At 71.5% G+C, this 13,127-nt stretch carries 14 protein-coding genes; 8 read left to right on the top strand and 6 right to left on the bottom strand.

The window, feature by feature from the left end; translation table 11 throughout:
- Nucleotides 1–584: phosphatase PAP2 family protein (locus tag E1264_RS30785; protein ID WP_207936470.1), on the bottom strand; the 584-nt coding region annotated here is incomplete at its 3' end.
- Nucleotides 585–793: 209 nt separating this feature from the next.
- Here E1264_RS30785 and E1264_RS30780 point away from each other — a divergent pair.
- The 7 genes from E1264_RS30780 (at nt 794) to E1264_RS30750 (ending at nt 7,536) form a co-directional block, all read left to right on the top strand.
- Nucleotides 794–1,693, top strand: coding sequence for an ABC transporter permease (locus E1264_RS30780; protein ID WP_243711263.1), 900 nt, complete (start codon nt 794–796; stop codon nt 1,691–1,693).
- Entirely contained in the window at nt 1,686–2,483 is a 798-nt protein-coding gene (locus E1264_RS30775; RefSeq protein ID WP_243711262.1) for an ABC transporter ATP-binding protein, read from the top strand. The genes E1264_RS30780 and E1264_RS30775 overlap by 8 nt, the downstream gene beginning before the upstream one ends.
- Before the next feature lie 328 nt (nt 2,484–2,811).
- Nucleotides 2,812–4,077 carry an extracellular solute-binding protein gene (locus E1264_RS30770; RefSeq protein WP_207936468.1) on the top strand — a complete coding sequence of 422 codons (1,266 nt, stop codon included), beginning with the start codon at nt 2,812–2,814 and terminating at the stop codon, nt 4,075–4,077.
- 9 nt (nt 4,078–4,086) lie between these two features.
- Nucleotides 4,087–5,163: an ABC transporter ATP-binding protein gene (locus E1264_RS30765; protein WP_132178954.1), complete on the top strand. Its 1,077-nt coding sequence runs from the start codon at nt 4,087–4,089 to the stop codon at nt 5,161–5,163.
- Nucleotides 5,160–6,086 (top strand): sugar ABC transporter permease, encoded by a 927-nt coding sequence (locus E1264_RS30760; protein WP_207936459.1) that lies wholly within the window; start codon nt 5,160–5,162, stop codon nt 6,084–6,086. Before E1264_RS30765 ends, E1264_RS30760 begins: the two co-directional genes overlap by 4 nt.
- Nucleotides 6,083–6,964 carry a carbohydrate ABC transporter permease gene (locus tag E1264_RS30755; RefSeq protein ID WP_132178953.1) on the top strand — a complete coding sequence of 294 codons (882 nt, stop codon included), beginning with the start codon at nt 6,083–6,085 and terminating at the stop codon, nt 6,962–6,964. Before E1264_RS30760 ends, E1264_RS30755 begins: the two co-directional genes overlap by 4 nt.
- Nucleotides 6,965–7,020: 56 nt before the next feature.
- Nucleotides 7,021–7,536, top strand: a complete 516-nt coding sequence (locus E1264_RS30750) for a YbhB/YbcL family Raf kinase inhibitor-like protein (RefSeq protein WP_132178952.1) — start codon at nt 7,021–7,023, stop codon at nt 7,534–7,536.
- Here the strand turns inward: E1264_RS30750 and E1264_RS30745 are convergent.
- The 5 genes from E1264_RS30745 to E1264_RS30725 are packed head-to-tail and all read right to left on the bottom strand — an operon-like array spanning nt 7,514 to nt 12,221.
- A complete protein-coding gene (locus E1264_RS30745) occupies nt 7,514–8,329 on the bottom strand; it encodes an ABC transporter ATP-binding protein (protein WP_132178951.1) in 816 nt (271 codons plus the stop codon). The genes E1264_RS30750 and E1264_RS30745 overlap by 23 nt on opposite strands.
- Nucleotides 8,326–9,345, bottom strand: a complete 1,020-nt coding sequence (locus E1264_RS30740; protein ID WP_243711261.1) for an iron chelate uptake ABC transporter family permease subunit — start codon at nt 9,343–9,345, stop codon at nt 8,326–8,328. The genes E1264_RS30745 and E1264_RS30740 overlap by 4 nt, the downstream gene beginning before the upstream one ends.
- A gap of 50 nt (nt 9,346–9,395) precedes the next feature.
- Entirely contained in the window at nt 9,396–10,391 is a 996-nt protein-coding gene (locus E1264_RS30735) for an iron ABC transporter permease (protein WP_132178949.1), read from the bottom strand.
- Nucleotides 10,375–11,217 carry a siderophore-interacting protein gene (locus E1264_RS30730; RefSeq protein WP_132178948.1) on the bottom strand — a complete coding sequence of 281 codons (843 nt, stop codon included), beginning with the start codon at nt 11,215–11,217 and terminating at the stop codon, nt 10,375–10,377. Before E1264_RS30730 ends, E1264_RS30735 begins: the two co-directional genes overlap by 17 nt.
- Nucleotides 11,218–11,225: 8 nt before the next feature.
- Nucleotides 11,226–12,221, bottom strand: coding sequence for an ABC transporter substrate-binding protein (locus E1264_RS30725; protein WP_132178947.1), 996 nt, complete (start codon nt 12,219–12,221; stop codon nt 11,226–11,228).
- A 113-nt stretch (nt 12,222–12,334) separates the two neighbouring features.
- On the opposite strand from E1264_RS30725, the gene E1264_RS30720 reads away from it, so the two are divergent.
- A partial coding sequence (locus tag E1264_RS30720) for an AraC family transcriptional regulator (protein ID WP_207936457.1) occupies nt 12,335–13,127 on the top strand: 793 nt, incomplete at its 3' end.

The raw sequence follows: 13,127 nt of genomic DNA, 5'->3' as shown, positions 1-13,127 counted from the left end.
GGCCAGACCAGGCGCGTCCCGAGCGCGGCGAGCGCGCCGATCCCGACCCCGGCCAGCACGTCGCCCGGGTAGTGGGCGCCGGTGTAGACGCGGGAGAACGCGACCGCCGCAGCCGTGACCGCGACCGGCGCGGCCACCCGGCGCGGCGCCTCCAGCGCCACCCCGGTCGCGAACGCGGCGGCCGACGCCGAATGGCCGGACGGGAACGCGTGGGAGGTCGGCAGCTTCCACCTGATCCGGATCGGCGGCACAAGATCCACCACGGGACGCCGCCGCCGGAACGCGTGCTTGCCGAGGACGTTCACCGCCGGGCTCGCCACCGCGATCGCGATGGACCCGCGCAGCGCCGCGCGCCGCAGCCGGGGCCGTCCGGTGGCGCCCATCACACCCGCCGACGTGAACCACAGCACCCCGTGGTCGGCGAACCGCGACAGCCTCGGCAGGACGTACTCCAGACCGGGCAGCCGCGCCGCCGCCACCCGGTCGAACGCCCACCGGTCCGCCCGCCCGAGCCTGCGCAGCAGGCCGTATCGTGGTTCCGGCACGGCCTCGCGGCGCCGCGGAATCACGGTCAGTGACGACATGGTGGTACGCCGTGAATGGTTGACGCGCATGCCCCGGGTATCCCCAGGGACGCCGACATGATTCCGTATTGATTTCAAATCGGGGGTCACATGCGGGCGAACGTCACGCGCGAGTCAGCGTCTGCAATAGGCTTCGCGGCATGAGTCACCCGGAACGGCTCGGTTCCCCGGGTGGCGAGTCGGTCGGAACGATCGCGGAGCCTCCTCACGTGAACGAGACGCTAGCCGACTACGCCGCCCGCCACGGGCTGAGGCAGAGCGCCGCGCGCCCCCCGTTGCGCAAGTACCTCCAGAGTGTGTGGGCCCGGCGGAACTTCATCTGGGCGTTCGCGTCCGCCAAGAACATCTCGTTGTACAGCGACTCGCGGCTGGGTCAGGTCTGGCAGCTGCTGACGCCGCTGCTGAACGCCGCGGTCTACTACCTGATCTTCGGGCTGCTGCTGGGCACGAAACACGGCATACCGGGCTTCGTTCCGTTCCTGGTGACCGGTGTCTTCCTGTTCGGGTTCACCCAGCGGTCCGTGTCCTCGGGCGCCAAGTCCGTCGGCGACAACCTGTCGCTGATCCGGGCGCTGCACTTCCCGCGGGCGACGCTGCCGCTGGCGATCGCCGTCGTCGAGCTCCAGCAGCTGCTCATGGCCCTGGTCGTGCTGTTCGCGATCATCTTCGCGTTCGGGGAGACCCCCGGCCCGCAGATGCTGCTGTTCGTGCCGGTGGTGATGCTCCAGCTCATGTTCAACGTGGGCATCAGCATGGTGATGGCCCGGCTCGGCGCGTTCAACCGCGACATCACCCAGCTCCTGCCGTTCGTGATGCGGACCTGGCTCTACACCTCCGGCGTGATCTTCAGCCTGCCCGCGCTGATCGACAGGACCAAGCTCGCCGACTACCCCATCCTCAGCGAGCTGATGCAGCTCAACCCGGCGTACGTGTACATCGAGCTGAGCAGGTACGTCCTGCTGAGCAAGTACCGCGACCACGTCACGAACGTGCTGGATCTGAACGAGGCCGGGCAGCTGTGGATCGCCGCCGTCGTCTGGGCCGTGGTCATGCTGGTCGGCGGGTTCATGTACTTCTACAGAGCCGAGGAGCGATACGGCCGTGGCTGACACCGACACGAAGGTCCGCGGCGCCGCCCTGATCGACCCCCACCGGGAGCCGATCGTCGTCGTCGACGACCTGCACATCGTGTACCGCGTGTACGGCGCGGGCGGCAAGGGCAACGCGGCATCGGCCTTCCGCCGCGTCATCCGCCGGCAGCACCGCCCGTCCATGACCGAGGTCCACGCGATCAAGGGCCTGTCGTTCGTGGTCTACCGGGGCGAGGCCGTCGGGATCATCGGCAGCAACGGCTCCGGCAAGTCGACGCTGCTGAAGGCCATCGCCGGGCTGCTGCCGCCGCACCGGGGCGGCGTCTACACCGACGGCCAGCCGTCCCTGCTCGGCGTGAACGCGGCGCTGATGAAGGACCTCACCGGCGAGCGCAACATCGTCCTCGGCTGCCTCGCGATGGGCATGTCCCCGGCGGAGACGAAGGCCCGGTACGGCCAGATCGTCGACTTCGCGGGGCTCAAGGAGGGCTTCATCCAGTACCCCATGCGGACGTACTCGTCCGGCATGGGCGCCCGGCTCCGGTTCGCGATCGCCGCGGCCAAGACCCACGACGTGCTGCTCATCGACGAGGCCCTCGCCACCGGCGACGCCAAGTTCCGGGTCAAGAGCAAGCGCCGCATCGACGAGCTGCGCAACGAGGCCGGCGCGGTGTTCCTGGTCGCGCACCAGCTCGACACGGTCAAGGAGATGTGCGACCGCGTCATCTGGATCGACGAGGGCCGGATGCGCATGGACGGCGACCCCGAAGAGGTCATCGCCGCCTACACCGAAGCCACCGGCAAATAGTGCCGGCCATCGGCAAGTAGAGCGGCGCGTGTGACCGAAGAGGTCACAGTGACGCAGAGTTACCCGATCGTCTCTGGATGAGACGCCCTCGCCGATCTACCTTCAAGGGGAGACCCACGGCGACGGAGGCTCCCCCATGGCCGACCGGTTCAGTACCTCCCGAGGGGGGACGACCCCCCACACCCCCCGAACCGACTCCGTCGGTTTCAGCAGACGAGGCTTCCTATCCTCTACAGCGCTAGCGGCGGGCGCGTACGGTGTGCTGGCGGGTTGCGCCAGCGAGACGAGCGGGCCGCAGGCGAAGAACGGCGGGAACGCTCCGAAGGAGGTGTTCACCGCCCCCGCGAAGAAGCTCGGCGGCTCCCTCAGCATCCTGATGTGGAGCCACTTCGTGCCCCGGCACGACAAGTGGTTCGACAGGTTCGTCGCCGACTGGGGCAAGAAGGTCGGCGTGGACGTCCGCGTCGACCACATCAACACGGTGGACGTCCCGCGCCGCGCCGCGTCCGAGATCCAGGCGGGACGCGGCCACGACCTCATCCAGCACATCGCGCCGTTCTCGCAGTACGAGCCGTCCGTGCTGGACCTGACCGACCTCGTCCAGGAGGCGAACCGGCGGTGGGGGCAGCAGCTCGAACTGTGCCGCAAGTCGAGCTACAACCCCAACACCAGGCGGTTCTACTGCTACTGCCCCGGCTGGTCGCCCGACCCCGGTGACTTCCGCAAGTCGATGTGGGCGAAGGTCGGGATGCCGAACGGCCCGGCGAGCTGGGACGACCTGCTCCGCGGCGCCGCCGAGATCAAGAAGCGGACGGGCGTGCCGTGCGGGATCGGGCTGTCCCCGGAGACCGACTCGAACATGGCGGCGCGGGCGCTGCTGTGGTCGTTCGGCGGCGCCGTCCAGGACGAGAACGAGCGGGTCGTCCTCAACTCGGACGCGACCGTCGCGGCCGTGGAGTACATGACCCGGCTGTTCAAGGAGGCGGAGACCAGCGAGGTGTTCTCGTGGACGCCGGCGTCCAACAACCAGGCCCTCATCGCCGGGAAGTCGTCGTACATCCTGAACTCGATCTCGGCGTGGCGCACCGCGATGGGCACCAACCGCGAGATCGGCGACGACATCTTCTTCGTGCCCGCGCTGCGCGGCCCGAAGGCGGCGCTGGCGGCGCAGCACGTCATCCAGCAGTGGATCGTCCCGAAGTACGCCGGGAACCCGGACGCGGCGAAGGAGTTCCTGCTGCACTACACGGCGAACTTCCCCGCCGTGACGTTCCACTCCGAGCTGTACGACCTGCCGGGGTGGCCGTCGCTCGTCCCGCAACTGCACGGCTGGCTCGACAACGACCCGTGGGGCGCGAAGCCCGCGAACAAGCTGAGCCTGCTGAAGACGGCGACGTCGTGGAGCGCGAACATCGGCTATCCGGGGCCGTCCAACCCGGCGATCGGCGAGATCTTCAACACCAACGTGCTGCCGACGATGTTCGGCCGCGCCGCCCGCGGCCAGACGTCCCCGCAACAGGCGGTGGCGGAGGCGGAGGGGCGCGTCAACGCGATCTTCAAGAACTGGCGCTCCCGCGGTCTCGTCGGCGGCTGAGGCGCGCCCATGAACACCGTAGAGGTGAAGGGCCTGGTCAAGACCTTCGACGGGCACGTCCGGGCGCGGCGGCGAGGGCGCGGTGATCAGGTACGGGCGCTGGACGGGGTCGATCTGGCGGCCGAGCCCGGGGAGTACCTGGTGCTGCTCGGGCCGTCCGGCTGCGGGAAGACGACGCTGCTGCGCACCATCGCGGGCCTGGAGCAGCCGACCGAGGGCGAGGTGCTGATCGGCGGGAACGTCGTGAACGGGCTCCCGCCGCGCGTCCGGCAGATCGCGATGGTGTTCCAGTCGTACGCGCTGTACCCGCACAAGACGGTGATGGACAACATCGTCTTCCCGCTCCGCGCGGAGGGCATGGCCAAGGACGAGCGCGACCGCAAGGCGAAGTGGGCCGCCGAGCTGCTGGACATCCAGCCGCTGCTGCGCCGCAAGCCGCGCCAGCTGTCGGGCGGCGAGCGGCAGCGGGTGGCGCTGGCGCGGGCGCTGGTCCGCGACCCGGCGGTGTTCCTGCTGGACGAGCCCCTGTCGAACCTCGACGCGAAGATGCGCGCCACGGCCCGCGACGAGCTGAAGCGCTTCCAGGAGCGCGTCGGCACCACGACGATCTACGTCACGCACGACCAGGCGGAGGCGATGGGCCTCGGCGACCGGATCGCGGTGCTGGAGCACGGCCGCGTCCGGCAGGTCGGGACGCCGCAGGAGGTCTACGACGACCCGGCCGACACGTTCGTGGCGACGTTCATCGGGTCGCCGCCGATGAACCTGGTCCGCCGGGACGGGCGGCTGGTGGGGTTCCGTCCCGAGCATCTGCTGCCGGTGGAGAACGTCCAGGCGGAGGCGCGGGTGACGATGCCGTTCCGGGTGGAGCGGATGGAGTACCTGTCGGGCGACCGGCACGTGTACGGGACGGTGACGGGCATCGGCGAGGAGACCCGCGTCATCGCGCGGCTGCCCGCGACGGTGGGCACGCCGCTGGAGGCCGGGGAGACCCGCGAGTTCGCCGTCCCGTCCGAGCGGCTCCGGTTCTTCGACGTGGACGACGGCAAGCGCGCGGCGGCCGTCCCGATCGGGGAATCGCCGTGACGGCGGAGGCCGGGCCGGTGGCCGGGTCCAAGAGATCGAAGGCCGGGCTCGCCGACCGGGACGGGTTCCTCGCGTGGGTGATGCTGCTGCCGTCGGTGGTCTACATCGTCGCGCTGGTCGGCGTCCCGTTCCTGCTGGCGATCGCGTTCGCGTTCTCGGACGTCACCACCGGAGACCCGTCGTTCGACTTCGTCGGCTTCGGCAACTTCGCCGAGGTGTTCGACGACGGCGTGTTCTGGCGCTCGCTGCGCAACACGCTGTTCTTCACGGTGGTCAGCATGGTGCTGATCGTGGTGTTCGGGAAGATCCTCGCGAACATCCTGGTCGCGGACTTCCACGGCAAGTGGTTCGTCCGGTTCCTGGTGCTGCTGCCGTGGACGACGCCGGTCGCGCTGTCGACGGTGTCGTGGCTGTGGTTCCTGGACTCGATCTTCTCGCCGCTCGACTGGGTGCTGCGCAACCTCGGGCTGATCGACGCGAACGTCGTGTGGCTGGGCCGTCCGGGCACCGCGATGGCGTCGGTGATCGCGGTGCAGGTGTGGCGGCTGACGCCGCTGGCCGCGGTGATCGTGATGGCGGGGCTGGTCGCGATCCCCCGCGACATCGACGAGGCGGCGCGGATCGACGGCGCCGGGTTCTGGCGGCGGATGTTCGAGGTGACGATCCCGCTGACGCTGCCGGTGATCGCCGTCGCCGGGCTGTTCGGCGCGATCATGACGTTCACGGACATGACCGTCCCGTACGTGCTGACGCGCGGCGGCCCGACGCATTCGACGGACGTGCTCGCGTCATGGGCGTACTTCCGCGGCATCGAGGGCGGCGACGTCGGGCAGGGCGCGGCGATCGCGCTGTTCCTGTTCCCGCTGCTGCTGGCGGGCGCCATAGCGATCTTGAGGGCCGTCCGGCGGCTGGAGGCGCGATGACGACCGCGATCCAAGTCGAGGCGCTCCGGAAGCGGTACGCGCGACGCCATGTGGCCGCACGGTGCGGGGTGTACGGGGCGGCGGTCCTGGCGGCGCTGGTGTGCGCGATGCCGTTCCTGTGGAGCGTCGTCAGCGCGTTCAAGCAGAACCAGGACCTCTACAACCCCGAAAGCAACCCGTTCTTCTACAACAAGCCCGCGACGCCCGACCACGTGACGTTCCTGTTCACCGACACGCCGTTCCTGACGTTCGTCGTGAACACGCTGGTCGTCGGCGCGGCGGTCGTGGCGATCACGCTGGCGCTGTCGCTGCCGGCGGCGTACTCGCTCGCGCGCCTCGACCGCCCGTGGGGCACCCCGATGGGCATCGCGATCTTCCTGGTGTACCTGGTGCCGCCGTCGCTGCTGTTCCTGTCGCTGACCCGCGTCGTGGTGTGGCTGCGCCTGGAGGACACGCTCTGGTCGATGATCGTCGTGTATCCGACGATCACGGTCCCGGTGTCGGTGTGGCTGCTGATCGGGTTCCTGAAGGCCGTCCCGAAGGACGTCGAGGAGCAGGCCATGGTGGACGGCTACAGCCGCCTCGGCGCGTTCCTGCGGGCCGTGCTGCCGCTGGTGTTCCCGGGGATCGTCGCGGTCGTGGTGTTCAGCTTCACGCTCACGGCCAGCGAGTTCGTGTACGCGCTGGCGTTCGTGTCGGCGAGCCCGGAGATGGTGGTGAGCACCGGCGTCCCGACGCAGCTGATCCGCGGGGACGTGTTCTTCTGGCAGTCGCTCCAGGCGTCCACGGTCATCACGGCGGTGCCGATCGCGTTCCTGTTCAACCTGTTCCTGGACCGTTTCGTCACCGGGTTCACGATGGGCGCCGTCAAGACCTGATCTCCCCCTGATAGAGATGGAGGAGCACACAGCCGATCCGATGTAGGAGGGCCGCCATGGCCGGCAAGCCGCCGCTTCCGTACGAGTTCCTGCCCGAAGTCCCGTCGTTCACCGTGACCAGCGAGGACGTCGCCGACGGCGAGCGCCTCGCGGACAGGCACGTGTACAGCGGCCTCGGCGGCGGCGACGAGTCCCCGCAGCTGAGCTGGTCGGGGTTCCCCGCCGAGACCAGGAGCTTCGCCGTGACGTGCTTCGACCCGGACGCCCCCACCGGCAGCGGCTTCTGGCACTGGTCGCTGTTCGACATCCCGGCGGACGTGACCGAGCTGCCCACCGGCGCCGGCGCGGAGGACGCCAAGATCGGCATCCAGGCGCGCAACGACTACGGGACGAAGGCGTTCGGCGGCGCCGCCCCGCCGCCCGGCGACCCGCACCGCTACGTGTTCACCGTCCACGCCCTGGACGTCGAGTCGCTCGGCATCGACTCCGACACGCCCCCGGCGGCGGTGGGGTTCAACCTCACCGCCCACACCCTCGCCCGCGCGTCGATCATCCCCGTCTACGGGACCTGACCGGCACCCCGGCGTACTCCTCGGTCGGGACGATCATCGGGGTGCCGGTGACCGGGTCGGGCGCGACGACGCACGACAGGTCGAACACCTCCTTGATCAGGGCGGCGTCGACGATGTCGGCGGGCGCGCCCTCGGCGACGACCCGCCCGTCCCGCATGGCGACGAGGTGGTCGGCGAACCGGCACGCCTGGTTGATGTCGTGCAGCACCGCGATGATCGTCCGGCCCTCGTCGCGCAGCCGGGCCAGCAGCGCGAGCAGCTGGTACTGGTGCGTGATGTCGAGGAACGTGGTGGGCTCGTCCAGCAGCAGGTAGGGCGTCTCCTGCGCCAGGACCATCGCGATCCACGCCCGCTGCCGCTGCCCGCCCGACAGCGCCTCCACCGGCCGTTCGGCGAGGTCGGTGACGCCGGCCGCCGCCATCGCCGCGGTCACGGCCCGCTCGTCCTCGCGCGACCAGGTGGACAGCAGCGTCTGGTGCGGGTAGCGGCCGCGCGCGACGAGCTGGCGCACCGCGATGCTCTCCGGCGCGACGAGGCCCTGTGGCAGGAACGCGATCTCCTTGGCGATGGCCTTCGGCCGGTAGCCGCGGACGTCCCGCCCGTCGAACGCGACGTGCCCGGACGACGGCGCGAGCAGCCGCGCGAACGAGCGCAGCAGCGTCGACTTGCCGCACGCGTTGGCGCCGACGACGGCGGTGAACGCGCCGTCCGGGATGTCGACGGTCAGGTTCGCCGACACGACGCGGTCGCCGTAGGCGAGGGTGACGTCGACGGCGGTCAGGCGTCCGTTCACGGCCTTCTCATCTCCATGATCAGGAGCCAGCAGAGGTAGCCGCCGCCGATGACCGTCGTGACGACCCCGACGGGCAGCTGGACGGGGGCCACGACCGTCTGGGCGGCGAGGTCGGCGGCGAGGAGGAGCAGCGCCCCGGTCAGCGCGGCGGGCAGCGCCGGTGTCCCGGCGGCGCCCGCGACCCGGCGGCCGATCTGCGGCGCGGCGAGCGCGACGAACACGATCGGCCCGGTCGCGGACGTGACCGTCGCGGTGAGGCCCACGCCCGCGAGGATGATCAGCAGCCGGTACCGGTTCAGCGCCACGCCCGACGCCGCGGCGATGTCGTCCCCGAGCGCGGCCTGCGCCGTGGCACGGGACAGGGCGGCCGCCAGCAGCGCCAGCGCCGCGAGGATGAGGAACGGGAGGCGGACCTCGCCCCAGTCCAGGCCGTTCAGGGAGCCGGCGTTCCACGCGGTCGCGGCGGTCGCCACCTCCAGCTGGGCGCGGAGCACGATCCACGAGTTGAGCGCGGTGAGCATGGCGTTCACCGCGATCCCGATGACGACGAGCCGCAGGCCGCTGAGCCCGGACCGCAGCGACAGCGCGTAGACGGCGGCGGCCGAGGCGAGCCCGCCCGCCAGCGAACCGGCGGCGAGGCCCGCCGCCGTCCCGCCGAAGACGGTGATCGCGATAAGCACGCCGGTGTAGGCACCGGCGTCCAGGCCGATCACGTCGGGGCTGCCGAGCGCGTTGCGGGTCACGTTCTGGAAGATCGCCCCGGCGGTGCCGAGGGCCGCGCCGAACACCAGCGCCCCGGCCACCCGGGGCAGCCGCCACTCCTGGACGATCAGCGCCGCGTCCCCGTACCCGGCGAGCCCGGCGAGGACCTCGCCCGGCGGGTCCCACGAGTCCCCGCGGCACAACGCGACGAAGGCCAGCGCCAGGGTGACACCGGCCAGCGCGATCGACGCGAGCGCGGTCCGCCGCTCGATCAGCGCGGACACCCGTCCGGCGCGGATCACCAGCCCGCTCACGCCTGCTCGTTGTGGAGGGGCGCCCCCCCACACCCCCCGGTTCGCTCCGCTCATGCCTCGACCGCCCCGTACCTGCGGACCACCCAGATCAGCGCCGGTCCGCCGAGGAACGCGGTGACGACCGCCACCGGCACCTCGCCCGTCGGCAGCAGCACCCGCGACCCGATGTCGGACACGAGCAGCAGGATGGGCCCGAGCAGCATCGTGTAGGCCATCAGCCACGGGACCGACCCGCGGGCGGCCCGCCGCGCCAGGTGCGGGACGATCAGCCCCACGAACACGATCGGCCCCGCGATGGCGGTGGCGGCACCGGCGAGGACGGTGACGAGCGCGAGCACCGCCACCCTGATCCGCGCGACGCGGGCGCCGAGCGCGTGCGCGACGTCCTCGCCGAGGGCGAGGCTCGCCAGGGACCGGGTGACCAGCATCGCGCCCGCGAGGGCGAGGACGATCGCCGCCAGCGGCACCTCGAACGGCGTCTGCTCGCGCCCGGCGAGCGATCCGACCGACCAGAACCGGTACCGGTCCAGCACGTCGGGGTACACCACGCGCAGCCCGAGGGATATGCCCGACAGCACGAAGGTGAAGGCGACACCGGCGAGGACGAGCCGCAGCGGCACGGCCCTCCCGATGCCGTACACGACGAGCGCCGCGAGCACCGCCCCCACCAGCGCGAGCCCGAGCCGTCCCGCCTGCGAGCCGCTGATCCCGGCCACGGTCCCGGCCGTGATCGCGAGCCCGGCGCCCGCGGTCACCCCGAGGATGCCGGGCTCGGCCAGCGGGTTGCGGGTCAGCGTCTGGACGAGGGTGCCCGCGGTGCCGAGCGCGGCGCCCACGCAGACGGCGAGGACCGTCCGCGGCAGCCGGACGTCGCGGACGATCACCTGCTCGTCGGTGCCCGCATAATCGGTCAGGGCACGCCATATCTCGCCCGGCGGGGCGCTTCCGGCCCCGACTGCCAGGCTCACACCGGCGAGCAAGGCCAGCAGCAGGACGCCCCCGAGCAGGACCGCCGTCCGCCGTACGGGCTCAGTCGTCGTCCTCAAGCCCGGCCACTCCGAGTTTCCAGTAACCGGTGAAGAGCGCGTCCAGCCCGCCCGCGCTCCCGTTCGCGACCTTGAGGTCGCGTGCCCAGGCGCGCAGCGGCCTGATCGCGCCCGTCTCCCCGGCGGCGAACAGGAACGTCCGCCCTCCGGGCAGGTCGAGCGCCTGCACGGTCTCGGCCAGCGACGACTCCCGCCCGTCGCGGACGAGCCAGGTGACCTCCACCCCGTCGCGGGCGGCGAGGGGGTAGGCGTGGTCGGCGGCGTCGGCGGTCTCGATCACCAGCCGGGCGGACACGTCCGGCGGCGACTCCTCCAGCCACCGCGCGGCGGCGGGCAGCGCGGTGGCGTCGACCGCGAACACGTAGTGGTCGTAGTTGTGCGGGAACGCCTTGGCGCCGGGCGGCCCCGCGACCGCGACGTCCGCCCCCGGCTCGACGTCCGCCGCCCACTCCGCGGCCAGCCCGCCCGGGTGCAGGACGAAGTCCATGTCGAGCTCGCCCGCGTCCGCGTCGTACCGCCGGATGGTGTACCGGCGGCTGGGCGGCGACGGCTTCGGCCAGTCCAGGCCCAGGTCGTGGGTGGGCACGGGGAGGCGGAGGGCACCGTCCGCGTCCGGGAAGACGATCTTGATGTGGTCGTCGGCCTGGTAGCTGTGGAACCCCGCCAGCTCCGGGCCGCCGAAGGTCAGCCGCAGCATGTTCGGCGTGAGCCGCTCGCGGCGCAGCACCTGGAGCGTCCGGATGCCGATCGGGTAGCCGATGCGGCGGATGCCGGTGCCGGTGCGGTGATGCTCCAGGACGCGGCCGCGCGGGTCGTGGCGTTCCATGCGCGTCCTCACTTGTCCAGGAGCGGCGCGAGCGCCTTGTCGATCTCGTCCAGGGCCCGCGTCGCCGACTCGTACGTGGCCGCCTCGGTGTAGCGGAGCCCGAAGGCCATGTCGCCCTCGACCGCGGGCAGGTTCTTCCACAGCTTGGAGCCGGTGACGTACTTCACGGACTCGCCGGTCGTGCCGTCGGGTTCGAGCGTGTAGGTGATGGCGTCGGCCTCGCCGAGGCTCCGCGGCAGCTCCTCGATGGACGAGGTCTCGCTGACGTCCTTCGAGCCGCCGCCCTTCTGCTTGACCTCGCCGTAGTAGGTCACGCCGATGTCCTGGGCGATGTTGGTGCCCCACGAGCCGGCGAACTCGCGCATGAACGTCCCGGCCGCGACGTCGCCGTACTCGCCGACGTGCCCGAACTTCAGCCCGGCGAGGGCGTCCTTGTACTTGGCCTTCAGCTCCGCGGCCTTCTTCTCGTACGCGGCCTTCGACTCCGCGAGCCGCCCCGCCTGCCCGGCGGCGTCGGCCTGCCGCTGCGACAGCGCGCGCCACGCGGACGGCACGGTCGGCCCGATGGCCACGACCGGCGCGATGGACCGCAGGCGCTTCAGGTCCAGGTCGCCGAGGACGGGCTTCGGGACGCCGATCACGATGAGGTCCGGCTTGACCTTGGCGATCGCCTCGTAGTTGGTCGAGGCGGCCGTCTCGTCGGCGATCTTGGTCAGCCCGTCGTACCGCTTGCGGTCCTCCGGGGTCATCATCGCCAGGCCGCGCTTCCAGGACGAGATCCCGACCAGCTTCGCGTCGGCCTCGATGAGGACCGGGACCGCGTACCCGGTCGCGACGACGCGCCGCGGCTGCGCGGGGATCTTGACCGTGCCGTTGTCGGCCTCGAAGGCCCGGGTCGCGGCGCCGCCGCCGGACCCGGAGTCCGAGCCGGATCCGCAGGCGGTCGCGAGGACGAGCGCGGCGGCCACCGCGCCGGCGAGCCTCCAGGGCTTGCGAGAGTGCATGGTCGCGTTCCTAGTTCCAGGGGGTTCGGGGGTCGCACCCCCGCTGACATGGCCCAACGCCTGGTTAGGTTAGCCTTACTTAAACCGCGTCCATATCTCTGGGAGGACATCCTGTGCCGGTCACGCGACAGCTCGGGAACGATCCAGAGTCGTGCGAGGAGTACGGCTACGGCCTCGGCGCGCCCGGCGGGATCCTCCTGCTGAAGTACCGCTCGTCGGGCGGCCTGACGCTCGGCGAGGGCCGCGACGACTTCCTGCACCAGCTCTACTGGTCCCCGGACGGGCCGCTCGCGACGCTGCACGGCTCGTCCATCCGGTTCACCGGAACCGGCGAGGGGTTCTGGGCGCGGCGCGCGGTGACCCACGAGGTGCGCGCGGGCGACCGCCAGACCGTCTACCGCATCTGCCTGCGCGAGGTACCGCCCGCGCTGGACGGCCTCCGCGCCGGCCCGGTGACGATCGACGACGAGGCCACCCGGCTCATCGAGACCATCACCCGCCGCACCTGCGACGAGCCGACCGCCCTCACCGCCCGCCGCCGCATCCTGACCGGCCTCGCCGCGCCCGCCGCCTCACCGCACCACCCGTCCGGCAACGGGACCGGCTTCGCCCTGGCCGTCGCCCGCAGCCTCGCCCATGATCCGGCCGACCCGACCCGCCTCGACGAGTGGGCCGACCGCCTCCGCGTCAGCGTGAAGACCCTGCAGCGCGACTTCGTCCGCGAGTTCGGCATGCCATACACGCGCTGGCGCACCCGCCTGCGCCTGCGCGCAGCCAGAGTGCTCCTGGCCTCCCACCCGGTGAGCACGGTCGCGCACCAGGTCGGCTACGCGAGCCCGTCCGCGTTCATCACGGCCTTCACCAAGGAGTACGGCCACACCCCAGGCCACCACCGCCCCGCCACGG

Origin of the sequence: Actinomadura sp. KC216, from assembly GCF_004348535.1 — a bacterium.
Taxonomy (GTDB): domain Bacteria; phylum Actinomycetota; class Actinomycetes; order Streptosporangiales; family Streptosporangiaceae; genus Spirillospora.
Note: the sequence above shows the minus strand (reverse complement) of the source record. Positions and strands in the feature narration are given on the sequence as shown.

Bases quoted from the DNA above. Each gene is read 5' to 3' on its own strand.
- E1264_RS30725 (WP_132178947.1), bottom strand. From the start codon at position 12,221: ATGCACTCTCGCAAGCCCTGGAGGCTCGCCGGCGCGGTGGCCGCCGCG.
- E1264_RS30755 (WP_132178953.1), top strand. From the start codon at position 6,083: ATGACGACCGCGATCCAAGTCGAGGCGCTCCGGAAGCGGTACGCGCGA.
- E1264_RS30765 (WP_132178954.1), top strand. From the start codon at position 4,087: ATGAACACCGTAGAGGTGAAGGGCCTGGTCAAGACCTTCGACGGGCAC.
- E1264_RS30750 (WP_132178952.1), top strand. From the start codon at position 7,021: ATGGCCGGCAAGCCGCCGCTTCCGTACGAGTTCCTGCCCGAAGTCCCG.
- E1264_RS30730 (WP_132178948.1), bottom strand. From the start codon at position 11,217: ATGGAACGCCACGACCCGCGCGGCCGCGTCCTGGAGCATCACCGCACC.